This is a genomic window from Shewanella yunxiaonensis (assembly GCF_018223345.1).
GTDB lineage: Bacteria > Pseudomonadota > Gammaproteobacteria > Enterobacterales > Shewanellaceae > Shewanella > Shewanella yunxiaonensis.
Genome location: NZ_CP073587.1, coordinates 409189 through 431372 on the forward strand (window position 1 = coordinate 409189; position 22184 = coordinate 431372).

Annotated in this window: 21 protein-coding genes; 14 read left to right on the plus strand and 7 right to left on the minus strand. The window is 51.4% G+C overall.

Annotated features, from left to right (window positions below; genetic code table 11):
• The first annotated feature begins 36 nt into the window (after positions 1 to 36).
• From KDN34_RS01895 to KDN34_RS01905, 3 genes are all read left to right on the plus strand, one after another.
• The gene (locus KDN34_RS01895) at positions 37 to 552 is read left to right on the plus strand and encodes a TRAP transporter small permease (RefSeq protein ID WP_212595263.1); all 516 of its coding nucleotides are present in this window, start codon (positions 37 to 39) and stop codon (positions 550 to 552) included.
• Positions 552 to 1838: a TRAP transporter large permease gene (locus KDN34_RS01900; protein WP_212595264.1), complete on the plus strand. Its 1287-nt coding sequence runs from the start codon at positions 552 to 554 to the stop codon at positions 1836 to 1838. The genes KDN34_RS01895 and KDN34_RS01900 overlap by 1 nt, the downstream gene beginning before the upstream one ends.
• An 88-nt stretch (positions 1839 to 1926) precedes the next feature.
• Positions 1927 to 3186, plus strand: a complete 1260-nt coding sequence (locus KDN34_RS01905) for a gallate dioxygenase (RefSeq protein ID WP_212595265.1) — start codon at positions 1927 to 1929, stop codon at positions 3184 to 3186.
• Between the two features lie 314 nt (positions 3187 to 3500).
• On the opposite strand, the gene fis is transcribed toward KDN34_RS01905, so the two are convergent.
• From fis to prmA, 3 genes are all read right to left on the minus strand, one after another.
• Positions 3501 to 3806: a DNA-binding transcriptional regulator Fis gene (fis, locus tag KDN34_RS01910; protein ID WP_037441607.1), complete on the minus strand. Its 306-nt coding sequence runs from the start codon at positions 3804 to 3806 to the stop codon at positions 3501 to 3503.
• Between the two features lie 12 nt (positions 3807 to 3818).
• On the minus strand, positions 3819 to 4790 hold the full coding sequence (gene dusB, locus KDN34_RS01915; protein WP_212595266.1) for a tRNA dihydrouridine synthase DusB: 972 nt from the start codon (positions 4788 to 4790) through the stop codon (positions 3819 to 3821).
• A gap of 146 nt (positions 4791 to 4936) precedes the next feature.
• Positions 4937 to 5827 (minus strand): 50S ribosomal protein L11 methyltransferase, encoded by an 891-nt coding sequence (gene prmA / locus KDN34_RS01920; protein WP_212595267.1) that lies wholly within the window; start codon positions 5825 to 5827, stop codon positions 4937 to 4939.
• Positions 5828 to 6196: 369 nt separating this feature from the next.
• On the opposite strand from prmA, the gene KDN34_RS01925 reads away from it, so the two are divergent.
• The 6 genes from KDN34_RS01925 to KDN34_RS01950 all read left to right on the plus strand — a co-directional run bounded on the left by KDN34_RS01925 (position 6197) and on the right by KDN34_RS01950 (position 14241).
• Positions 6197 to 6919: a fumarate reductase cytochrome b subunit gene (locus KDN34_RS01925; protein ID WP_212595268.1), complete on the plus strand. Its 723-nt coding sequence runs from the start codon at positions 6197 to 6199 to the stop codon at positions 6917 to 6919.
• Between the two features lie 150 nt (positions 6920 to 7069).
• Positions 7070 to 9058 (plus strand): fumarate reductase flavoprotein subunit, encoded by a 1989-nt coding sequence (locus tag KDN34_RS01930; protein ID WP_212595269.1) that lies wholly within the window; start codon positions 7070 to 7072, stop codon positions 9056 to 9058.
• Positions 9055 to 9795 carry a fumarate reductase iron-sulfur subunit gene (locus KDN34_RS01935; RefSeq protein WP_212595270.1) on the plus strand — a complete coding sequence of 247 codons (741 nt, stop codon included), beginning with the start codon at positions 9055 to 9057 and terminating at the stop codon, positions 9793 to 9795. The genes KDN34_RS01930 and KDN34_RS01935 overlap by 4 nt, the downstream gene beginning before the upstream one ends.
• Before the next feature lie 232 nt (positions 9796 to 10027).
• Complete coding sequence (gene uvrD / locus KDN34_RS01940; protein ID WP_212595271.1) at positions 10028 to 12190, plus strand: DNA helicase II; 2163 nt, start codon at positions 10028 to 10030, stop codon at positions 12188 to 12190.
• A gap of 104 nt (positions 12191 to 12294) precedes the next feature.
• On the plus strand, positions 12295 to 13167 hold the full coding sequence (ubiA, locus tag KDN34_RS01945; protein WP_212595272.1) for a 4-hydroxybenzoate octaprenyltransferase: 873 nt from the start codon (positions 12295 to 12297) through the stop codon (positions 13165 to 13167).
• A 48-nt stretch (positions 13168 to 13215) separates the two neighbouring features.
• Positions 13216 to 14241, plus strand: a complete 1026-nt coding sequence (locus tag KDN34_RS01950; RefSeq protein ID WP_212595273.1) for an NAD(P)H-dependent flavin oxidoreductase — start codon at positions 13216 to 13218, stop codon at positions 14239 to 14241.
• A gap of 13 nt (positions 14242 to 14254) precedes the next feature.
• On the opposite strand, the gene KDN34_RS01955 is transcribed toward KDN34_RS01950, so the two are convergent.
• The gene (locus tag KDN34_RS01955; RefSeq protein WP_212595274.1) at positions 14255 to 14830 is read right to left on the minus strand and encodes a nucleoside triphosphate pyrophosphohydrolase family protein; all 576 of its coding nucleotides are present in this window, start codon (positions 14828 to 14830) and stop codon (positions 14255 to 14257) included.
• Between the two features lie 144 nt (positions 14831 to 14974).
• On the opposite strand from KDN34_RS01955, the gene KDN34_RS01960 reads away from it, so the two are divergent.
• The 5 genes from KDN34_RS01960 to KDN34_RS01980 all read left to right on the plus strand — a co-directional run bounded on the left by KDN34_RS01960 (position 14975) and on the right by KDN34_RS01980 (position 18299).
• A complete protein-coding gene (locus tag KDN34_RS01960) occupies positions 14975 to 15325 on the plus strand; it encodes a RidA family protein (RefSeq protein WP_212595275.1) in 351 nt (116 codons plus the stop codon).
• 27 nt (positions 15326 to 15352) lie between these two features.
• The gene (locus KDN34_RS01965; RefSeq protein ID WP_212595276.1) at positions 15353 to 15640 is read left to right on the plus strand and encodes a YciI family protein; all 288 of its coding nucleotides are present in this window, start codon (positions 15353 to 15355) and stop codon (positions 15638 to 15640) included.
• A gap of 118 nt (positions 15641 to 15758) precedes the next feature.
• Positions 15759 to 16367: a glutathione S-transferase family protein gene (locus tag KDN34_RS01970; protein WP_212595277.1), complete on the plus strand. Its 609-nt coding sequence runs from the start codon at positions 15759 to 15761 to the stop codon at positions 16365 to 16367.
• Positions 16368 to 16496: 129 nt separating this feature from the next.
• Positions 16497 to 17603 carry an adenosylhomocysteinase gene (locus KDN34_RS01975; RefSeq protein WP_212595278.1) on the plus strand — a complete coding sequence of 369 codons (1107 nt, stop codon included), beginning with the start codon at positions 16497 to 16499 and terminating at the stop codon, positions 17601 to 17603.
• A gap of 162 nt (positions 17604 to 17765) precedes the next feature.
• Positions 17766 to 18299, plus strand: a complete 534-nt coding sequence (locus KDN34_RS01980; protein ID WP_212595279.1) for a hypothetical protein — start codon at positions 17766 to 17768, stop codon at positions 18297 to 18299.
• 52 nt (positions 18300 to 18351) lie between these two features.
• Here KDN34_RS01980 and KDN34_RS01985 read toward each other — a convergent pair whose 3' ends face one another.
• From KDN34_RS01985 to proB, 3 genes are all read right to left on the minus strand, one after another.
• Positions 18352 to 19455: a phosphoribosylaminoimidazolesuccinocarboxamide synthase gene (locus KDN34_RS01985; RefSeq protein ID WP_212595280.1), complete on the minus strand. Its 1104-nt coding sequence runs from the start codon at positions 19453 to 19455 to the stop codon at positions 18352 to 18354.
• A gap of 280 nt (positions 19456 to 19735) precedes the next feature.
• Positions 19736 to 20983 (minus strand): glutamate-5-semialdehyde dehydrogenase, encoded by a 1248-nt coding sequence (locus tag KDN34_RS01990; RefSeq protein WP_212595281.1) that lies wholly within the window; start codon positions 20981 to 20983, stop codon positions 19736 to 19738.
• A complete protein-coding gene (gene proB, locus KDN34_RS01995) occupies positions 20980 to 22128 on the minus strand; it encodes a glutamate 5-kinase (RefSeq protein ID WP_212595282.1) in 1149 nt (382 codons plus the stop codon). The genes KDN34_RS01990 and proB overlap by 4 nt, the downstream gene beginning before the upstream one ends.
• Positions 22129 to 22184 lie beyond the last annotated feature (56 nt).

Here is a 22184-nt window from a genome sequence, read left to right on the forward strand (position 1 = left end):
ATTGCTGGCTAATCGCGTACTTCGGGGGGAACCAAGATGTTAAATTCCGCCAGTAAACTGCTGTATCCATTAACCCGTACCATGCAAGCCATCAGTGGTGTCACGCTTGTATCGATGATGGTAGTGACACTGATGGATGTCGTGACGCGCAAACTATTTGAATGGACCGCAGGCAGTGTTGATTTCACCTTTATTGGTGGCATTGAACTGATTAAGTATGGCCTGTTGATCACCGTGTTCTTTTGCTTACCACATACAGTTGCTTCATCGCAGGTTACGGTCGATCTGTTTACGGCCAAACTCAGCGAACGTCGCAAGCAGTTAATTCAAGGACTGTTTTTGTTGGGTTACGTGGTGCTCGGCGCAGCGATGAGCTACCAATTTGCCATTTCCGCCCAAGAGGCTAAAGAAACCCTGGAAACCACTCAAGATTTGCATATCTCGGTGGGGTATTTCTACAACATTATTTCGTTCGCCAGCGCGGTGTTATCGCTGTCGGCACTGATCAACGGTCTGCAAATGATTGTCGGCCACGAATTGGAGACGCACTGATGGATTCCGCAGTAATTGGTGCCATCTGCATTTTGGTAATGCTAGTGGTCGTATGTTTTGGCTTACCTATCGCGCTGGCGATGTCACTGACGGGGTTTATCGGTTTTGCGTTGATCGTTGCCTTTGAACCCGCAATGAATATTTTGGGTAGTGGTCCATTTGAGATGATGTCCAGCTATAGCTTCAGCCCGATTCCGATATTTATCTTGATGGGGGTGTTTGCCTCCAAATCGGATATGTCTAAAGAACTGTTTGAAGGGGCGCGTGCATTTTTTGGTAGCTGGCGCGGTGGTATGGCATTAGCGGGGGTGGCGTCATGCGGTATTTTTGCAGCCATTTCAGGTTCATCCATGGCGACAGCTGCCAGTATGGCACGGGTTGCATTACCTGAGATGGAAAAAAATGGCTATGACCGCTCCTTTGCTTCAGGCACCTTAGCGGCGGGTGGCACCTTGGGGATCATGATCCCGCCATCAGTAGCGCTACTATTATATGCGCTGATCACTGAGCAATCGGTGGGGCAGATGTTTATCGCTGGCTTCTTCCCTGGCATGTTGGGACTACTGCTGTATTTCATTACCATCGCCATCACTGTGATGCTCAAACCTGAGTTAGCACAACCGGGCCCCGCGACCAACTTTAAAGAAAAACTGCTTGGCCTGAAAGGTTTCATCCCTTTTACCATTGTATTCGGCGTGATTATTGGCGGTATCTATGGTGGCTTGTTTACCGCCACCGAAGCCGCCTCAATTGGTGCGGTCGGCACTTTAATCATCGCCATTATTCGCGGCATGACCTTTAAACAGTTTCGTGAATGTGTCCAAGAAAGTCTGCAGATGTCGGCGATGATCTTCTTCATGTTGATTGGTGCAGAGATTTTTGGTTACTTCCTGTCGGTATCACGTATCTCGTTCTCACTGGTGGAATTCGTCGCTAGCCTGCATCTTTCTCCTTATATGGTGCTGTTTGCCGTACTCGCATTATTCGTCTTGCTCGGCTGTGTGATGGACAGTATGGCGATGTTGCTGCTGACCGTCCCTGTGGTGTATCCGCTGATCGAGTCCGCTGGCTTTAACCCTATTTGGTTTGGCATCGTGGCGGTAATTACCGTGGAATTAGGGCTTATTACACCGCCAGTTGGGATGAACGTATTCGTGATTAAATCGGTGCAACCTAATCTAAAAATTACCGAAATTTTTAGAGGTGTATTGCCCTTTGTCATGTCGGACATCGTCCGCCTGGCACTGCTGATCGCCTTTCCGGCGATTGCGTTGGGATTACTTTAAGGTCTGAGTGGTGGCAGCACTAACCTCCGTTAACCTGCCACCTCTGACTGAATAACAAAAGACATATCAAGCACTTCAAGGATTCAACATGGCCAAAATTATCGGTGGCATCGGCGCATCACACTCCCCGACCATCGCATTTGCAAAGGACCACGATAAAGCGGCTGACCCGGCATGGTCACCTATTTTTGACGGTTTTCGTCAGGTCCAGCAATGGGTAGAACAACAGCAGATTGATGTGCTGTTTATGATTTTTAATGACCACATCACCTCGTTCTTCTTTGACCACTATTCAGCCTTTGCACTGGGGGTTGACGATTGTTATGTGACTGCAGATGAGGGGGGCGGTGCGCGCAACTATCCTGCGGCCAAAGGTCATACGGAATTATCACGTCATATTGCCAGCGCGTTGGTGGCTGATGAGTTTGATCTGTCGGTATTTCAGAAAAAGCCTCTCGACCATGGTTTCTTCTCGCCATTGTCGATGATTGCTGCCAGTGACACTGGATGGCAAGGCACAGTCGTCCCGTTACAAGTCGGAGTATTGCAGTTCCCGGTACCTAGCGCCAAACGCTGCTACAAGCTAGGTAAATCCTTACGTAAAGCGATTGAAAGTTTCCCTGAAGATCTGCGCGTAGCGGTGGTAGCCACTGGCGGCTTATCTCACCAAGTCCATGGCGAGCGTTGCGGCTTTAACGATGAGGCGTGGGATAACGAATTCTTAGCGTTGCTAGAAAGCGACCCTGAAAAACTGACTGAGGTTACTTTAGCCCAATACGCTGAACGCGGGGGGATGGAAGGCGCGGAAGTGATTATGTGGTTGATTATGCGTGGTGCGCTGTCAGATAAAGTGCGCAAAGTGCATCAAACCACCTATCTGCCGTCGATGACCAATATCGCCACGGTGATTTACGAAGACTTAGGTGAAACACCTGATGTTGCTGCAATCCAAAAGTATCGTGACCATATTAATCATCAGCTCGCGGGGGTTGAAAAGCTTGAGGGCACGCATCCATTTACGCTGGAGCGCAGCCACAAGGCATGGCGCATCAATGCTTTCTTGCATCAGCTAATTGAGTCTGAACATCGCCGCCGTTTCCTCAACGATTTAGAGCTACTGATGCAAGAGTATAAATTAACTGCTGAGGAACAACGGATGCTCCGTGAACATCAGTGGATTGAACTGATTCATTACGGGGCGATTTTCTTTGTGTTGGAAAAGATGGCAGCCGTATTGGGTGTCTCCAATCCACAGGTTTACGCCAGTATGCGCGGGCAAACCCTGGAGGAGTTCCAGAAGACCAGAAATGTGTCAATTCAATATTCGGTCTCAGGAACTAGCAAATAGATGTGTCAGCTAGTACAGAAAATTTTTGTTAAGGGTTAAGCTTTCACGCTATTGCAGCTTCAACTAGAAGCGCCCCTTGGTCGGGAAAATGGTTGTAGTCATATAAATTGGAGCCTTTCCTCCTGTACAACAACCTACATAGCCGTCAGTGGAAATAGCGGGTGTTATCGGTTTCCACTGGGATATTTCACGAGAAATGCTAGCTGAATGACCGCTGTAGAGTGACGTAAATTTTGTGCAAATACGAAAAGCAAAAGGCCTTTCTTGTTACGGAAAGGCCTTTTTATTTTAATTTAATACATTATGAAACGATATTAGTTCATGCCGTATTTTTTCAGTTTCTTGCGCAGAGTGCCGCGGTTGATACCCAGCATGTTAGCGGCGCGAGTCTGGTTGCCACGGGTGTGCTGCATAATGATATCAAGCAGAGGTGCTTCGACTTCGCAAAGTACCATTTCATATACTTCCTGAGCTTCCTGACCATCCAGCTGTGAGAAGAAGTTGCTGACTGCGCGTTTTACAGCGTCGCGCAGCAACTGCGGCTTGATGGTGCCGTTAGCGGTTTCAATTTTGCCTACGGTAAGCGGATGAGCTTCTGTGTGAGTTGTCTGATCAAACATTCGTTTCTGCTCTTATTTATCTAGTACACATTCATCAAAATAATGTTCCACCATGGAACACTGTTCGGCAGCACTTTCCAGCTGATTAAACTCAGCCCGGAATTGGCGCTGTTCTTCCTGGTTCAGATACCAACCTATATGTTTTCTGGCAAAGCGAACGCCTTTATATGCGCCATACAAATCATACAGTTTGGACAAATGCTCCAGCATCACTTGACGCTTTTCAGCATTGTCTACAGGTGCCGGCAACTTGCCGGTGTCCAGGTAATGCTGGATCTCTTTAAAAATCCATGGTCTTCCCTGTGCGCCTCGGCCAATCATCAGAGCATCCACCCCGGTGTAATCCAGCACCAGGCGGGCTTTCTCCGGTGAGGTGATATCCCCATTGGCGATAACTGGTATCGAGACATTTTGTTTGATTGCCTTGATTGTGTCGTACTCGGCTTCCCCCTTAAATAGGCACTGCCTTGTACGGCCATGTACCGCCAGGGCGGTAATGCCACTCTCTTCAGCAATCTGGGCGATTTGAACACCATTCCTGTGCTCTGGGTCCCAACCCGTGCGAATCTTCAGCGTTACCGGTACATTCACTGCTGTTACCACCGCATCCAGGATGCGTTTCACCAGTTCCGGTGATTGCAGCAGCGCTGAGCCAGCGAGCTTTTTATTCACTTTTTTTGCCGGACAGCCCATGTTGATATCGATAATCTGGGCACCTTGCTCCACGTTGTAGCGGGCGGCCCAAGCCATCTCATCGGGATCTGACCCGGCGATTTGCACCGAGCGTATGCCTTCTTCGCCGGAATGGCTCATGCGCTGGCGACTTTTGTCCGTATCCCATAACTCAGGATTGGACGAAAGCATCTCTGACACTGCCATGGCAGCACCATAACGGAGACAGAGATTACGGAAGGCCTGATCGGTGACACCTGCCATTGGTGCCACGATCAGCTGGTTTGTCAGTTGATAGGGGCCAATCTGCATTTCGCGGTTTCACCTAGCGCTTCAAAGGGGCGCTATAGTACGCCTTTTTGCTAGCCATGAAAAGGTCAATAAATAACCTAAAGTAAAACTTTTTTTCTTGACTTTTAAAACCTAAGAAATCAGCCGTGGCGCGCCTTGGCGGCCCATTACAGCGATTTGCGTACTCCTGTCAAGCGGCTCCAGTCTTCTTTGTGAGCAGGGGCGTCCATGGTAAACCATTCGCTATAGATTTCGCGGAGTTCCTCGGCTTGCTCATTGAGCAGACCTGACAGTGCGAGTTTGCCTGCAGGTTTCACCAGCGACGCGATTTGCGGCGCTAACTCTCTGAGTGGGCCCGCGAGAATATTGGCAACCAACACATCGGCCTGAATACCTTTCGGTTGATCTTGTGGCAGGTAAAGGCTGAGTCGATCTACCACTTGATTACGGGTGGCATTGTCACGTGATGCATCAATTGCCTGATAATCGATGTCGATACCGATAGCCGATTTTGCCCCGAGTTTTAGCGCTGCGACGGCGAGAATGCCGGAGCCGCAGCCAAAATCGATCACTTCCTTATCTCTCAGCTCCAGGCTGTCGAGCCATTGCAGACACAAGGCTGTGGTGGGATGGGTGCCGGTACCGAACGCTAAACCTGGGTCAAGGATTACATTGACCGCATTCGGATCTGGGATCTCGCGCCAACTGGGGCAGATCCACAGGCGTTGCCCAAATTGAATTGGGTGGAAGTTGTCCATCCATTCACGTACCCAATCCTTATCTTCGATCTGCTCGATTTTGTAGTTGAACTGTTCTTGGAGAAAAGGCAATTGCTGCTGCAGCTCTGTAATGACTGGGGCCAGATCGGTTCCGGCGTCAAACAGTGCGACAACCACGGTATCGGCCCACAACGGCGTTTCACCTAGTTTGGGCTCAAAAATCGGTGTGTCTTTACCATCTTCAAAGGTGATAGACACACTGCCGAGCTCCATTAACAGGTCGCTCAGTGCGTCAGCGTGTTCGCTGTTGCTGTGGATACGGAGTTGGATCCAGGGCATGAAAGGCATCTCTTGGTATGAAAATAAACCCGCATATTGTATGGCAAGGGCTGGTTATCTTGCCAGCGCCTTAAAGGCTTCAGGTTACCTAGCGTGATGAAACTGACTTTCATAAGTTGCCTTTAATATACCTAAAATCCGTATTCTGCTTACACTTTGGTTGGTTTTATTCATTTAAACGACTGATTAATAAGGGGTAATTGGTCTTACCATTACCACCGGTTACGAGTCATAAATGTGACGTATGTCAGGCTGGATCTGTGGAAATATTGAACAAGATCACATAAGGCGATTGAGACAGTTGGCAGGTAGGCGAGTTGCGATATGTTGATAGACTCACGGATTTGACCTTAAATAACTTTAATAACTATGTTAACTAAATATCGTATCGGTGAGAAATGGTTGGGGTATCCGCAAAGCCATCGCTGGTCAGCAATTGCAGATGTGCTTCAGAGTAGCTCCGGCCTTATTCTGGGATTGTTTCTGCTGGCACACCTGCATTTTGAATCTACTATCCTGCTGGGCAAAGAAGCGTTTTACCGTTTGGCGAATGTACTGGAGGGCGGCTGGTTTACCAGCAGCGGCCACGGCTCCTCTTTGGTCACGCAAACTTTTTCCATGTTCATGCTACTGGTACTCGTTGTTCACGCTGTGACTGCGCTAAGACGTTTTCCGGCACAGATGCGGCAGTGGCAGGCGCTACGCAACCACAACATACTCATCAATCATCAGGACAGTCGTCTGTGGTTCTGGCAAATGATCACTGGCTTCATGATGTTTTTCCTGGTGCCGATGCATTTGGTCACCATGATCACTAATCCGGAAATCGGTCCGCATCTGTCAGCCGAACGGGTTTGGCACGATAACTACTGGCTGGTCTACATCGTGCTGTTACCCGCAGTCGTCATTCATGCCATGTTGGGCTTGTATCGCTTAGCGCTGAAGTGGGGTGTCAGTTTTCGTCGGGAAGGCTTACGTACCTTAGCCAAAGTGCTGATTGGCTACTTAATCGTACTGGGACTTTGTAGTTTAACGGCCTATCTGGTGATTGGTCGCGGACTCACAACCCCGGTAACACCATTTATTCCCTGATAATTCAAAGCATAAAAACTGAGATAGCGGCTATTGCAGTCTCGGGAGTTCCTTTCCTATCTCAGAACTATTTTTCCCGCGTGGCGACGACGGGTGAGGTGTTAAAGCAAGCAGAGTTCGGGATGTGGTTTATCCCGCAAAGGAGAGAGTGTGAAACTCATTTATACCGATGCACTGGTGGTGGGGGCCGGACTGGCGGGGCTGCGCGTGGCTATTGAGGCCAAACAGCGGGGTCTGGATACACTGGTGCTGTCACTTATTCCGCCGAAGCGGTCGCACTCGGCGGCGGCGCAAGGCGGCATGCAGGCGAGTCTGGCGAACACGGTGAAAGGTGAAGGGGATAATGAAGATATCCATTTTCAAGACACGGTAAAAGGCTCGGACTGGGGCTGCGATCAAACTGTGGCACGCATGTTTGCGCATTGTGCGCCCAAAGCGGTGCGGCAAATGGCCAATTGGGGCGTGCCCTGGACGCGGGTAACCGCTGGGCCGAGGCAAGTCGTGGTCAACGCCGAACGGGTGACGCTGGAAGAAGCGCAGGCGGCGCATGGTCTGATCAATGCTCGTGATTTTGGCGGCACCAAAAAATGGCGCACTTGTTATACCGCCGATGGTACCGGGCATTCATTGCTGTATGCCGTCGATAATAAAGCGATCTCTTTGGATGTGCCGGTGCATGAGCGCATTGAAGCGTTGAAGATCATTCATGATGGTAAACGCTGTCACGGGGTGATTGCCCGGTGCTTAATCACCGGCGAGTTGCGCGCTTATATTGGCAAATGTACCACTATTGCGACCGGCGGTTATGGTCGCATCTATGAAGTCTCTACCAATGCCGTGATTTGCGAAGGTATCGGTCAGGCGCTGGCGCTGGAAACCGGCGTAGCAACGCTGGGCAATATGGAAGCGGTGCAGTTCCACCCTACGGCGATCGTGCCCGTGGGCATTCTTACTACCGAAGGTTGCCGTGGCGATGGCGGGATCTTGCGGGATAAAAATGGTCACCGTTTTATGCCTGATTATGAGCCGGAGAAAAAAGAGCTGGCTTCTCGTGATGTTGTGTCGCGGCGTATGACCGAACATATGCGTAAAGGTTTCGGGGTTGATAGTCCTTATGGACCGCATCTGTGGCTGGATATTACCTTACTCGGTCGCAAACACGTTGAAACCAACCTGCGCGAAGTGCGCGAGATTTGTGAAAACTTCCTCGGCATCGATCCGGCGGATGAATGGATCCCGGTGCGGCCGACGCAACACTATTCCATGGGAGGCATTCGCACTAAGGCTTCGGGTGAGAGTCCACAACTTAAAGGGTTATTCAGTGTCGGCGAAGCCGCGTGTTGGGATATGCACGGTTTTAACCGCCTTGGGGGGAACTCACTGGCAGAAACGGTAGTCGGCGGCATGATCATCGGCAGCTATGTTGCCGATTTCTGTGAACAGGAAGACTTACAAGTCGATACCCATCTGGTGGAACAGTTTGCTACTGAGCTGCAACAGGAAATCGATACCCTGTTGGCGACCGATGACGGTGAAGATGCTTTTGATCTGAAACTGCATATGCAGCGCACCATGATGGATTATGTCGGCATTTTCCGTAATGGCCCGGAACTGCAAAAGGCCGTCGATGAATTAAAAGCGCTGTTGGCACGTTCGCGCCATATCCGCCTTAAATGCAAAAAGCGTCATGCTAATCCGGAACTGGCCGAAGCACTGCGGGTGCGGCGCATGCTGAAGGTGGCATTGACGGTTGCCTGTGGGGCACTGGCGCGGACCGAAAGTCGCGGCGCTCATGCCCGCGAAGATTTTCCACAACGCAACGATAAAGACTGGCTGTGTCGTACCCTTTCCCGCTGGCCGGACGCCAATGCACTGGAGCCGAGTCTGAGCTATGAAGCGCTGGATGTGATGCAGATGGAATTACCACCGGGTTATCGTGGTTATGGCGCCGATAACGCCATTGCGCATCCTGATACCGCCAAACGGCAACAGCAGATTGCTGATATCCAAGCCGCATTGGGGCTAGATGCCACGCCGCAGCAGCGGCAACAGGCATTGATGCCGTTTGATTTACCGGAACATCTGCAACCGCAGAATCAGCGTTTAACTGACCTTTTAGCCAGCGGAGAAAAATCATGAGCCGTAGTCTGACTTTCAGGATCTTTCGTTTCGATCCGCAACTGCCGGGTGATACCCCTAAAATGGTGGACTATCAGTTAGATGAAACGCCAGGAATGACCGTGTTTATCGCGCTGAATCGGCTGCGGGCAGAACAGGATCCGTCATTGCAGTTTGATTTTGTCTGCCGCGCCGGTATTTGTGGCAGCTGCGCCATGGTGATAAACGGTTTTCCGACTTTGGCTTGCCGTACGCTCACGGCTAAATACCGTGACGCCGTGATCACGTTGATGCCATTACCCGGCTTTGAACTTATCGGCGACTTGTCGGTAAATACCGGTAAATTCATGCGTGAACTGGCGGAGCGTTTGAAGTTGTGGCTGCATCCTCAGCCGCAACAGGCAGACATTCATCATTTGGAAGCCCCGATGGACCCGGACGAAGCGGCCAAGCTTTACGAGCTTGAACGCTGTGTGGAGTGTGGCGTGTGTGTTTCTGCCTGTGCTACCGCGCAGATGCGTGACACCTTTGTCGGTGCGGTGGGAATGATGAAAATTGCCCGCTTTGAACTGGATAGCCGCGATGCCCGTACCGTAGATGATTTCTACCATGTGATTGGCTCGCAAGATGGGGTATTTGGCTGCATGACGTTGCTGGGCTGTCAGGACAACTGTCCGAAAGATCTGCCGCACATGCAGCAGATCGCCTATCTGCGTCGCAAAATGGCCGGAACATTGATAGCCAGTTCCAAGATGTAAACTCTCCTTAACGCCGGGAATTACCCGGCTTTTTAATTTCAGCCGGGCAGGTGAATTACCATCATCCTTGATAAACTCGCCATCAATCTGCACCTGCGATTCACACCGCATTTAGTGTGGGCAGTGCTGAGTCGGCTTCGTTGTGGTCTGGACTAGCGACACTGTATAAGTCATACGACCGCCCGACCTTTCTTGCTATAATGCGCGCTTGTTTTGAGGGGGAGTGTCGTTAATGGATGTTTCATACCTGTTGGATGGCTTGAATGACCGACAGCGCGAAGCGGTGGCTGCATCACAGTCGAGTATGTTGGTACTGGCCGGGGCTGGCAGTGGCAAAACGCGGGTGTTAACCCATCGTATTGCGTGGTTGATGCAGGTAGAAAACCAGAGCCCCTATTCCATTATGGCGGTGACCTTTACCAATAAGGCCGCCACAGAAATGCGTGAACGGGTTGAGCGGCTCATTGGCCACAACATGAATCGGATGTGGATCGGTACTTTCCATGGGCTGGCGCACCGTCTGTTACGTACCCATTGGCAGGAAGCAAATCTGCCGCAGAACTTTCAGATCCTTGATGGCGAAGATCAGCACCGCCTGATCAAGCGCATCATTAAAAGTCTTAATCTCGACGAAAAACAGTATCCACCACGGATGGTGCAGGGTTATATCAACGGTAAAAAGGACGAAGGATTAAGACCTTCAGCGATCGATGCCGGGCCGTTTCCATTAGAGCAAAAACTGCTGGAGCTGTACCGTGTCTATCAGGAATCCTGCGATCGCGCCGGCTTGGTGGATTTTGCCGAAATTCTGCTGCGGGCACACGAGTTATGGCTCAATAAGCCGCATCTGCTGGCGCATTATCAGGAGCGGTTCCGTAATATTCTGGTGGATGAGTTTCAGGACACCAATGCCATTCAATATGCCTGGATCCGCTTGCTGGCCGGCAATACTGGTCACGTCATGATTGTCGGCGACGATGATCAGTCGATTTATGGTTGGCGTGGCGCACAGGTAGAAAACCTGCACCGTTTCCTCAAAGACTTTCCGAATGCGGAAACTATTCGTCTGGAACAGAACTATCGTTCCACTGGTAATATTCTGAAAGCCGCTAACGAATTAATCGCCAATAATCCAGGGCGTCTCGGCAAAGATCTGTGGACCGAAGATGCGGAAGGCGAGCCTATCTCGGTCTACTGCGCATTTAATGAATTAGATGAAGCCCGCTTTATCGTCGGCCGTATTGCTGATTGGCAGGAAAAAGGCGGCAATTTAGCCGACTGCGCCATTCTTTATCGATCTAATGCCCAGTCGCGGGTATTGGAAGAGGCGTTACTGCATAAAGGCTTGGCTTATCGCATTTATGGCGGCTTACGCTTCTTTGAACGCCAGGAAATCAAGGATGCCATGAGTTATCTGCGCTTGATGGCGAACCATGATGATGATGCTGCGTTTGAACGGGTGGTCAATACACCAACGCGGGGCATTGGTGACCGCACGCTGGACATTATGCGCAGCACTGCGCGTCAGCATCAACTGACTTTGTGGCAGGCGGCCGGGCAGTTACTGGAACAAAAGGTGCTGAGTGGCCGCGCAGCGACGGCTGTCAGAAGTTTTATGGATCTGATTGTCGGTCTGGCGCATGACACTGATGAAATGGCCTTGTATCGCAAGACCGACCATGTGATCCAGGCGTCTGGCCTGAAAACCATGTATGAACAGGAAAAAGGCGAAAAAGCACAAAGCCGGGTAGAAAACCTCGACGAATTGGTCACTGCCGCACGCACCTTTGAGGTGCCGGAAGAACTGTTGGATATGGGAGAACTCAACGCCTTTTTATCCCATGCGGCGCTGGAAGCCGGAGAGGGGCAGGCCGATGAGCATACTGATGCGGTGCAACTGATGACGTTGCACTCCGCTAAAGGGCTGGAATTTCCCGTGGTGTTTATGGCCGGGGTCGAAGAAGGGATTTTCCCTAGTCAACTTACCTTAGAAGAAGGCGATCGTCTCGAAGAGGAACGCCGGCTGTGTTATGTCGGGATGACCCGGGCGATGGCACAACTCTATATCACCTATGCTGAATCACGACGAATTTATGGTCGGGAAAATTACGCCAGACCTTCGCGGTTTATTAAAGAGATCCCACCGCAATGTATGACTGAAGTCAGGCTCAAGGCACAGGTATCCACGCCGGTGTTTAATACCCGTTTCAGCCGCAGCCAGCAGTTTGACGACAGTGGCTTTCATCATGGGCAACGAGTTTTTCATGCTAAATTTGGTGACGGCACGGTCACCAACAGTGAAGGCAGTGGCCCCCAGGCGCGGGTGCAGGTAAATTTTGATGATTTTGGCAGCAAGTGGCTGGTAGTGGCCTACGCTAAATTACAACCGCGGTAATCTCGGCGGGACAAAAAGTTATTTTGTGGTGTAAATCACACTGTGACTGCGTCATAATGCACAACTGTAGTGCACAGGCTGAAGTATTTGGAGTGAGCAGGCCCATGAATCTTAGGGAAAAATTCGACGCATATGCGCGTCTTGCTCGTATTGACCGTCCAATTGGAACCTTTCTGCTGTTGTGGCCCTGCCTGATGGCCTTGTGGCTGGCGGCGGGAGGATTACCTGACGTAAAAGTTCTGGTGATCTTTATCCTTGGCGTGTTCATCATGCGTGCCTGTGGTTGCATTATCAATGATTATGCTGATCGCCATCTAGATACTCACGTGGAACGCACCAAATTACGGCCATTGGCCAGCGGCGAAGTCACCGTTAAAGAAGCGTTGCTACTGTTTGTGGTGCTAGGGCTGGTAGCGTTTTGCTTGGTATTGATGTTGAATCCGCTGGTCGTGAAACTGTCCTATATCGGTATGGTACTCACGGTCATTTATCCGTTCACTAAACGTTTTACCAACATGCCGCAGATGTTTCTCGGCATCGTCTGGAGCTGGTCAATCCCAATGGCCTATGCGGCTCAGACTGGCGAGGTACCTGCTGAAGCCTGGTGGTTGTTTGCCGCCAACTGGTTCTGGACTATCGCCTACGACACCATGTATGCCATGGTAGATCGTGACGATGACCTGAAAGTCGGTATCAAATCCACGGCCATTCTGTTTGGTAAATATGATCGGCAAATCATCGGCTTATTTCAGCTGGCGGCGTTAACCTGCTTTATGACCGCCGGGTTCGTAGCAGATCGCGGCCTGATGTATCTGGTTGGCTTGCTGGCATTTATCGGTTTCAGTCTGTACCAGCAACGGCTGATTTTTGGTCGTGAACGCGCGCCGTGTCTGAAAGCCTTTTTGAACAACAACTGGGCCGGGATGGCGTTGTTTCTGGCACTAGGCATGGATTACCTGATGGGCGTGACCATCTAATCATTCGCATCGTGATGCCCAATCTTTACCGCCGAGCAGGAGGCAAGGATGCAGTTATTAGACGTTAAATGGCCGTTAATTCAGGCGCCGATGGCGGGGGCTCAAGGCATAGAACTGGCCATCGCTGTAGCGACTGCCGGAGCGCTCGGTTCCTTGCCGTGTGCCATGTTAAACGCGGCACAGATCCAGCAAGCGGTTACTCAGTTCCGTCAGCGTGTTAATGCGCCCATCAATCTCAACTTTTTCTGTCACAAGTCCCCGGCTACACAACCTCAACAGCTGCAACAGTGGCAGCAACAACTGCAACCTTACTATCAGGAATTGTCAGCAACATCAGTGCACAATGTTGCTGAGCGTCGGCCATTTGATGCCGCCATGGCAGAGGCCATTGCGCCACTGCGGCCAGAAGTGGTCAGTTTTCATTTTGGTTTACCAGCGCTTTCATTGTTGCAACAGGTAAAATCCTGGGGCGGCAAAGTGATCGCCAGTGCCACCACCGTAGCAGAAGGGTTATGGTTACAGGCTCAGGGGGTGGATGCCGTCATTGCGCAGGGACTGGAAGCCGGTGGTCATCGCGGCCATTTTCTCAATGATGATCTGTCGCTGCAGCTGGGTATTTTCGCGTTATTACCGCAATTGGTGGCTGCATTGAACGTGCCGGTGATTGCTGCTGGTGGCATGGTCGATGCGACAACGATTGCGGCTGCCATGAAGCTCGGCGCCGCGGGTGTGCAGGTAGGAACGGCCTATCTGTTATGCCCGGAAGCCACGATCAGTCAGCTGCATCGTCAGGCATTGGCAGACTCACAACGCAACCCACATACGGCGCTTACGCGAGTGTTTAGTGGCCGCCCGGCCCGAGGCATTGTCAACCGCTTGATGCAAGAGCAGGCTGATGCTGCAATTCCGGATTTTCCGTTGGCGGCCAATGCTATTGCGCCATTACGCCGTGCGGCAGAACAACAAGGCAATAGCGATTTCAGCCCGTTATGGTGTGGTCAGAATGCCAGTGGCTGTCGGGCAATTCCGGCTGAAGCACTCACCCGCCAGCTAGTGAGCGGATTTCAGCGATAAAGCTAAAGCGCTTCTAACTAAGCAGTGACCGCAGATCTGCCGGGCGGTAGTAGACAGATTTCAAGACCTTGCCGCGGCGCACTGTCTTTCCGGCCATGACTACGTCTTTGGCGCATTTGGCGATCAGGTAGTCCCCGTTGCGGCTACCACTGATCTCGATCCCTTGTTCGGCATAATGGGCGATAGTCTCTGCAAGTTCTTGCTCGGTGCGACAGACTTTGCTCATATTGCTGCTATGCACTTCATCCCAGCAGGGCACAAAGTCGATACCACGGTTGTTGGCCACTTGGAGCAGCAGATCCACCAGATAACTGATCTCCAGCCGTTGCTCCAGTGCGGTGGCACCCAGATGCACCAGCCGTCCCATCAGTACATAAACACTGTCAACGATTGCATCGGCTTGCGCTACTTTATCTGTCGCCTCGGCCAGCTCCGTTAATTCTTCGCTGATCAATGAGGTATGTAACTGGTCTTGTTTGTCATCCAAAGACTCAGGCATTGCCACCGGCAGGTCAAAGGTTTGGCGAAACTCGCGGATATCGCGATAAAGTTTGTCGTACAGCGACTGGGTCAACAGGGTTAGCTTCATTTTCAGTTCCAATATAAAACACTGTGGCGATCATAGGGAATTGCCGCGGCTAACGCAAAAGGCGGGTAAAACTCTCGGGAATGGTTCGGATGTTGCGCCTGTTTCCGCTACCATAAGTGTTTTCTCAATATGATGGAAAGATGGATGCCTATTCAGCGAATTAATCCCTGCAAACGTTGGTCAGATGTAACCATTTACAATGGCATTGCCCACTTTGTCGAAGTTGCCGAGAGCGAGCCGTTAGGCGACATCCGCGAGCAAGTGACTGAGATTCTGGCTCAGGCGGATAACAAACTGCAGCTTATTGGCAGCGACCGGAGTCAGGTGTTATCGGTGACGATTTATCTCACGGATTTTGCCAACGCTGCCGTATTGAATGAGCTGTGGGAGGCCTGGTTTCCAGAGGGCTGTGCTCCTAGCCGCGCCTGTGTGAAAGTCGAACTGGCCGATCCCCAGTATCTGGTGGAAATGGCCTTTGTTGCTGCTGCACCTTAATCCAGCTATTCAATAAGAGAGCAAAACATGTTTGTCGTATCGTTAACTTATACCTGTGAACTTAGTGAGATAGAAAAATATCTTGCGGCCCATATCGCTTATCTGGAACAGCAGTATGCGGCGGGCCATTTCCTGGCTTCTGGTCGCAAAGTGCCGCGTATTGGAGGGGTGATTTTGGCGCAAGCTGATAGCAAAGCGCAGTTGATGCAGATCCTGGCGCTGGATCCTTTTAAGCAGCAGCAACTGGCGGATTATGATGTGATTGAATTTATTCCCAGTAAAACCGCGGATGCTTTGGCATTTCTAAAGCAGTAATCCGCGCATTGGCGATTCTTCAAGGAATGTAAAATCGTTAATACGGATACCTTTAAGGTTTGGGAAAGCGCAGAATATTAGCTAAGGTAAAACTAATTAAACTCTCAGGGTAATGTTCATGGCGGTTTTCAAACTCTATGGCGATGCGCAATCCGGCAACTGTTATAAAGTGCAGTTGTTGTGTTCGTTGTTGCACCTTGATTACCAATGGCAAGCGGTCAATATTCTTGCTGGTGATACGCGGGTTGCGTCGTTTCTTGAGAAAAATCCTAACGGAAAAATTCCGTTGCTGGAGCTTAGCGATGGCCGCACGTTGTCCGAGTCAAATGCCATCATTAATTATCTGGCTTACGGCTCTGCTTTGTTGCCCGCTGAGCCGTTTGCGCTGGCCAAAGTGCAGCAGTGGCAGTTCTTTGAACAATACAGCCACGAGCCTTATATTGCGGTGGCGCGCTTTATCGCGAAATATCTTGGTTTGCCGGCTGAACGTCGCAGCGAATATGATGCCAAGCAAAAAGGCGGTCATAAGGCGCTGGCAGTGATGCAGCAGCAGTTGCAGTGCACGCCGTTTATTGCGGGCGATAATCTGACCACGGCCGATATCAGTTTGTTTGCCTATACACATGTGGCAGATGAGGGTGGTTTCTCTCTGGAACACTATCCAGCCATCGATGCCTGGCTCGACCGGATCAAAGCGTTGCCTGATTTTATCCCATTAGGTTCATAGTTTATCGCTGATAATTGCCGCAGTTGGCCGCAACCCTGTCGCTGACTGCTCCGGCCTGTGCCATCTGCGGCTTTCCCGTGTTAACAAAAACAGTAGAATAGCCACTTCGCGATAGCTGGAGCTTTTATCATGTACCAAGATTTTGCCGCAGAGTTGGCTTGGGCCAGTCTGCATATGACCCGTACCCGCGCAGCCGTGGCTGCTTTACCGGATCTGCACGGCGTCAGACTCGCCTGTAACATGCACCTCGATTTGAAAATGGCACCGCTGGTGGCCGGACTGCTCGATAAAGGTGCCGAGGTATTTCTGACTACCTGTAACCCGACAACCGTGCAGGACGATGTCGTGAAATATCTGGTGGATAAAGGTGCTACTGCTCATGCCTGGCGTGACATGAGCGATGCTGACTGGTCGGATTCTTTTGATAAAGCACTGGCGTGGGAGCCCACCCACTTGTGTGAGATGGGCGCTGACCTTACGACGCGTCTGCATCAGTCGGCTACCGGCCCGAAAATTGTGGCCGGGCTGGAAGCCACCGGTTCCGGTATTAACCGCCTTGGCGGTGTGCATCCGCGTTATCCGATTTTTAACTGGGACGATCTGCCCGTGAAAGAAGGGCTGCACAATCGTCACATGGTTGGGCTTACTGCTTGGCATACTTTCTTCCAGACCACGCATCTCACCTTGCATGAAAAAACCGTTATCGTCATCGGTTATGGCTTGGTGGGACAAGGCGTAGCCGCGGCAGCAAAAGCCTATGGTGGCCAGGTGCAGGTGGCAGAACTGAATCCGGCGAGAGCGCTGCAAGCCAAATATGATGGCTGGCCGGTGGTGGACTTGGCGGACGCCGTGACGCAGGCCGATGTGATTGCCACGGCTACCGGTGCCTACGGCGTCTTGAGTGCCAAGCATCTGAAAGCGATGAAAGATGGGGCGTTTATCCTTAACGTGGGCCATGTCTCCCAGGAAATTGATGTGCTGTTCCTGAAACAACAGGCCAGCCACAGTTTGCCGATGCCTTACGTCGATGCCTATGAATTTGATGGCAAAACCTTGTATCTGCTGGCGGATGGTTCGATGTTTAACCTGACTGCCGGATATGGTGATAGCCTCAATGCATTTGATGTAACGTTGGCGGTGATGGCGGCTGGCATCGGCCACATTGTTGGCGCAGGGGGTTCGCACGAAGCCGGCCTGTATTTGTTACCAGAATCTGCCTGGATGCCAGTTCTGTAACTGATTGTTTACTGGTGTGATCCACGAGTGTTGTGGATGTAAAAGTGCGTGACCTGTAGCCCGAGTTTTGCCAAACTAGCTAGCGTTTGGCCGCATCTTTTGAAGTGACGTCATAAGTGCCAAACCAACGCCATTTTCGATTTGACAGGCTGAGGATCCATCATGAAGTATGCCTTGATTACGTGTATGACGCTCACTTTCAGTGGCTGGGTGATGGCGGCTGATGTGCCGCAGGATGAAACTGAACTCGATACGAGTAACTGTGCTCGTATCGATCAGTTATGGCAACAGGATGGCAAAGCAGGTATTGGCCCATTATATCTGGGCATGTCGGCCGCAGAAGCAGAGCAAAGCGGCCACCTGTTGTATGACAAAGCCGCCAGCAATAGTTGTGCGGCATTCAGTGCTCGATTTGTGCAGGACGATGGCTCTATCCTGGTGCTACTGGATAGCAACCAGCGGATTATCAGTTTGAGTACCGAAGCGGGTGATGAGCAGTGTGATGTAAAAAGTCAGACGGAGCAGGCGCGGGTGATTTTTCCACAGATGAGTTACTTGCCACCAGTCAATACTCCGGAGCTCACCGAGACTGCCGATCCGGCGCCACATTATCGTATTGGTGATGAGCCAGGCATTGCACGGTTGTTATTGAAGGATAACGCGATTCAACTGGATAACGGTCAGTGCAGTAACTGAATAGCAAACTAAAAAGGCGCTAACTAGCGCCTTTTGTTTGAGGGTATATCAATCAATCGACCAAGCCGTAGCGACTTTTAAGGATCGCGATAATCTCAGCTTTAGGATTTTCTGACAGAGTGATCGGCTGACCAGTGACTTTTTCCGCAACGCCCGTATAGGTTTTAGAAACCGCCATCATTGAGTCCAGCGGCAGATCGTTATCACGCGCTAAGGCCTCACGTTCCGGCATCCGTTTCTTATTCAGCAAAATATCGGGGTCCGGGAAGTGGTGCAGCAGGAATTGCCGGAAGCCTTCTTTGGAGTTTTCCAGGATCTTGCCTTCACGATAGGCAGCTCCATCCCAAATGCGTGAGGAATCTGGGGTGCCGACTTCATCCATATAGATCAGTTTGGACTGGCCGTTTTTGTCGGTGACATAGCCAAACTCAAATTTGGTATCAACAAAGATCTGATCGATGTTGGCCAACGCTTGGGAGATTACCGCAAAACCTTGTTTCAGCAGTTGCTCGTACAGGTCAATATCTTCAGGTTTTTCAAAACCAAATGCCTGCCAGTTGGCTTCTAAGTCGGCGCGGCTGATGTTGACATCATCCTGTTCCGGCACGCCGGGAATACCTTTAAGAATGCCTTTCGTGGATGGCGTCAGCAGCAGTTCTGGCAATTTTTGATCTTTTTGCAGACCTTCCGGCAGGGTGATGCCGCAGAATTCCCGCTCGCCTTTTTCATAAGCGCGCCACATTGAGCCGGTAATGTATTGACGAATAATCGCTTCGACTTTAATCGGGCGGGCTTTTTGTACAATCCACACCAGTGGATGGGGGATATCCAGAATGTGGCTATCAGCCAGCCCATGTTGCTTGAACAGACTAAACCAGTGATTAGAGATAGCATTCAGTGCAGCGCCCTTACCGGGGATACCCTTCAAGCCACCTTCGCCATGAAAAATACAGTCGAAGGCAGAGATACGGTCACTGATCACCATGATTGCCAGTGGGGTATCGGCTGGCACATCGTAACCTTGCTCACGGATCAACCGGGCGCTGTCGGCCTCTGTTAACCAATAAACACTACGGACTTTTCCACTATGAACTGGCTTGTCGGTACGGATAGGCAAGTCGTTATTAACGGCTAAAACGGAATCAGCAAGACCCATGACAGGAGTTCCTTTGATGATAGGGGTTAAGGTTAAGCCCGGCGGGTAGGATAGTCGTTGTGGCCGGACAGACACGGGCAGGCAGCCGGTATGGCATTAATGATATGCAGTGACAAGGCAATGGGAGCTGTTCCACTTGCAAACCGGCCCGTGACAAAAGATGGCTTATTCTACCGCAGCCATCGTGATTTGCCACGGGCGACTTTTGTTGCAGATCACAACACAGCGTTCGCTGTTGCAAACATCTGCCGACAAAGACCTATTTTTCCGGTGAACAAGTTCAGGCGCGTACTTGCCCTGCGCCATTCACCAGGTATTTCTCCGTCGTCAGTGCATCCAGCCCCATGGGGCCGTAGGCATGCAGCTTGGTGGTCGCAATACCAATTTCGGCGCCGAGTCCTAACTCGCTGCCATCACTGAAACGAGAAGAGGCATTGGCCATCACTACCGCAGCATCCACGCCTTGTTGGAATCTGGCGGCGGCTTGCAGATCCTCCGTGCAGATCACTTCGGTGTGATGGCTACCAAAGCGGGCGATATGATCCATCGCTCCGTCGAGACAGTCTACCTGGCGAATGGCAATTTCCAGTCGAAGGTATTCTTCACCAAACTGGTGTTCTGCCAGCACGGTCGCCTGCTCAAAATAGGCGGCAGATGCAGCATCGCAATTGATCTTAACCCCTTTGTCTGCCAGTGCCTGTGCCGCAATCGGTAGCCAGACCGGAGCAATATCTTTATGCACCAGTAAGCCTTCCAGCGCGTTACACACGCCGGTGCGCTGAGTTTTGCCATTGAGTAGCAGATTCAGGGCTTTTTCCACGTCGGCGGAACGATCCACATACAGATGACAAACCCCTTTAAAATGCTGGATCACCGGAATTTTGCTGTTGTCAGTGACGAAGTTAATCAGGCCTTCGCCACCGCGGGGAATGACTAAGTCAATGTCATCCCGTTGTTGCAGTAACTCCAGCATTAACGCTCGGTCCGGATCAGGCACGACTGTTATCAACGCTTCTGGCAGATTGAACAATCGGAGCACCTGCTGCAGCACGTCAGCAATCGCCATACTGGAGCCGAGCGCTTCTTTGCCGCCACGCAGGATCACTGCATTACCGGATTTAAAACACAAGGCACCAGCATCGGCGGTGACATTTGGCCGCGCTTCATAAATCATACAGACTACGCCTAGTGGCACTCGTAACTTGCTGACTTTGATGCCATTTGGCCGAGTACCCAGTTCGCGCCGTTGGCCTACCGGATCTGCGAGGCTGACGATAGTATCGATCCCGTCCGCCATGGCGTTGATACGCGCTGGTGTCAATGCCAGTCGGTCGAGCATGGCCTCGCTCAGGCTGTTGGCTCTGGCCGCTTGCAGATCCCGGGCGTTAGCCGCAAGGATACTCTCCTGATTGGCCCGGAGCGCGTCACTCATGGCGCTCAATACCTGGTTTTTGCTGTCAGTGTCCAGCGTTGCCAATTTACGCGAAGCTTTACGGGCAGCTTGAGCTAATTCAGTTATCAGACTCATGATGTTTCCTCCATCGGGTTGGCCTTGGGAGACAGCAGGGCGATATCCTGCGGCGCGATAAGGCTGCGCTCGTGAGTAAAACTGTCCATCAGTTTGGAATCGTCCTGCTTGGCGATAAATTTCAATAAACGGCTACTGTAATTGCTGCGTGCTTTCGCCAGCCGTGTGCCATCGTCACTGCGCAGTAAGATGGTATCGCCTTCCGAAAAATTGCCTTTAACATCTAACACTTCATCACTGGATAAATTGGCACAGTCTTCGGCGGAATGAAGCTCATCAGCCGCCGCAATGATGACCTCACCCTGGGCGCGAACGGTGTGGGTAAACCAGTGCAGGCGTTCCAGCATTGGCGTGGCGGAACCGCGAAACAGGGTGCCGGGATTCTTCCCGGCCAGCAGTTCGTTAAAGCTGGCTTCTTTGAAACCGTTGACAATATAGGTGTCGATACCGTGAGAGACAGCTTTCTCCGCGGCCTGGATCTTGGTCAGCATGCCACCGGTGCCCACATCGCTGTGACTCCCCCCGGCCATGGCATAGATACTAGCGTCAATTTTGGTCACTTCCGGGAGCAGTTTGGCATCGGCATTGAGGTGAGGATTTTTGTCGAAGAGACCATCAATATCCGAACAGATCACTAAACTGCGGGCATCGGCGGCGGCTGCCACCATGGCTGACAGGTTATCGTTGTCGCCCACTTTTAGCGCATCGGTGGTCACCGTGTCGTTTTCATTGACGATGGGTAAAATGTCGTGGTCTAGCAGGGTGCTGATGGTCTCACGAATGCTGAGGTACCGCTCCCGATCGCGCAGATCGGCATGGGTTAACAGGATTTGCGCTGTCGGGAAATCGAAGAATTTGTCCCAGGTTGCCATCATCTCCGTCTGTCCTGCGGCAGCCATCGCTTTTTTCAGTGCCATCAGCGCTGCAGGACTGGTGCTATTTTCTCTAGCATTAATCGGAAAACGATGGGCGCCGGCGGCGATAGAGCCGGATGACACTAAAATAACCTGCAGTCCCTTGGCGCGACAGCGCACGATAAACTGGGCAATTGCCAGCAGGTAACGGGAACTACAGCCCTGTCGCTCAGGTGCGATCAGGGCACTGCCGACTTTGAGCACAATACGTTGTTTGCTGTTGGCGTTCATAACGTCCTTGAGTTGTCTGGCTGGAGTTAAATGATGGGGCAGCCATTAACTGCCCC

Excerpts from the sequence above, each read along its gene's own strand:
- KDN34_RS01895 (WP_212595263.1), top strand. The coding sequence starts at position 37 with ATGTTAAATTCCGCCAGTAAACTGCTGTATCCATTAACCCGTACCATG.
- KDN34_RS01900 (WP_212595264.1), top strand. The coding sequence starts at position 552 with ATGGATTCCGCAGTAATTGGTGCCATCTGCATTTTGGTAATGCTAGTG.
- KDN34_RS01905 (WP_212595265.1), top strand. The coding sequence starts at position 1,927 with ATGGCCAAAATTATCGGTGGCATCGGCGCATCACACTCCCCGACCATC.
- fis (WP_037441607.1), bottom strand. The coding sequence starts at position 3,806 with ATGTTTGATCAGACAACTCACACAGAAGCTCATCCGCTTACCGTAGGC.
- dusB (WP_212595266.1), bottom strand. The coding sequence starts at position 4,790 with ATGCAGATTGGCCCCTATCAACTGACAAACCAGCTGATCGTGGCACCA.
- prmA (WP_212595267.1), bottom strand. The coding sequence starts at position 5,827 with ATGCCCTGGATCCAACTCCGTATCCACAGCAACAGCGAACACGCTGAC.
- KDN34_RS01925 (WP_212595268.1), top strand. The coding sequence starts at position 6,197 with ATGTTAACTAAATATCGTATCGGTGAGAAATGGTTGGGGTATCCGCAA.
- KDN34_RS01935 (WP_212595270.1), top strand. The coding sequence starts at position 9,055 with ATGAGCCGTAGTCTGACTTTCAGGATCTTTCGTTTCGATCCGCAACTG.
- uvrD (WP_212595271.1), top strand. The coding sequence starts at position 10,028 with ATGGATGTTTCATACCTGTTGGATGGCTTGAATGACCGACAGCGCGAA.
- ubiA (WP_212595272.1), top strand. The coding sequence starts at position 12,295 with ATGAATCTTAGGGAAAAATTCGACGCATATGCGCGTCTTGCTCGTATT.
- KDN34_RS01950 (WP_212595273.1), top strand. The coding sequence starts at position 13,216 with ATGCAGTTATTAGACGTTAAATGGCCGTTAATTCAGGCGCCGATGGCG.
- KDN34_RS01955 (WP_212595274.1), bottom strand. The coding sequence starts at position 14,830 with ATGAAGCTAACCCTGTTGACCCAGTCGCTGTACGACAAACTTTATCGC.
- KDN34_RS01960 (WP_212595275.1), top strand. The coding sequence starts at position 14,975 with ATGCCTATTCAGCGAATTAATCCCTGCAAACGTTGGTCAGATGTAACC.
- KDN34_RS01965 (WP_212595276.1), top strand. The coding sequence starts at position 15,353 with ATGTTTGTCGTATCGTTAACTTATACCTGTGAACTTAGTGAGATAGAA.
- KDN34_RS01970 (WP_212595277.1), top strand. The coding sequence starts at position 15,759 with ATGGCGGTTTTCAAACTCTATGGCGATGCGCAATCCGGCAACTGTTAT.
- KDN34_RS01975 (WP_212595278.1), top strand. The coding sequence starts at position 16,497 with ATGTACCAAGATTTTGCCGCAGAGTTGGCTTGGGCCAGTCTGCATATG.
- KDN34_RS01980 (WP_212595279.1), top strand. The coding sequence starts at position 17,766 with ATGAAGTATGCCTTGATTACGTGTATGACGCTCACTTTCAGTGGCTGG.
- KDN34_RS01985 (WP_212595280.1), bottom strand. The coding sequence starts at position 19,455 with ATGGGTCTTGCTGATTCCGTTTTAGCCGTTAATAACGACTTGCCTATC.
- KDN34_RS01990 (WP_212595281.1), bottom strand. The coding sequence starts at position 20,983 with ATGAGTCTGATAACTGAATTAGCTCAAGCTGCCCGTAAAGCTTCGCGT.
- proB (WP_212595282.1), bottom strand. The coding sequence starts at position 22,128 with ATGAACGCCAACAGCAAACAACGTATTGTGCTCAAAGTCGGCAGTGCC.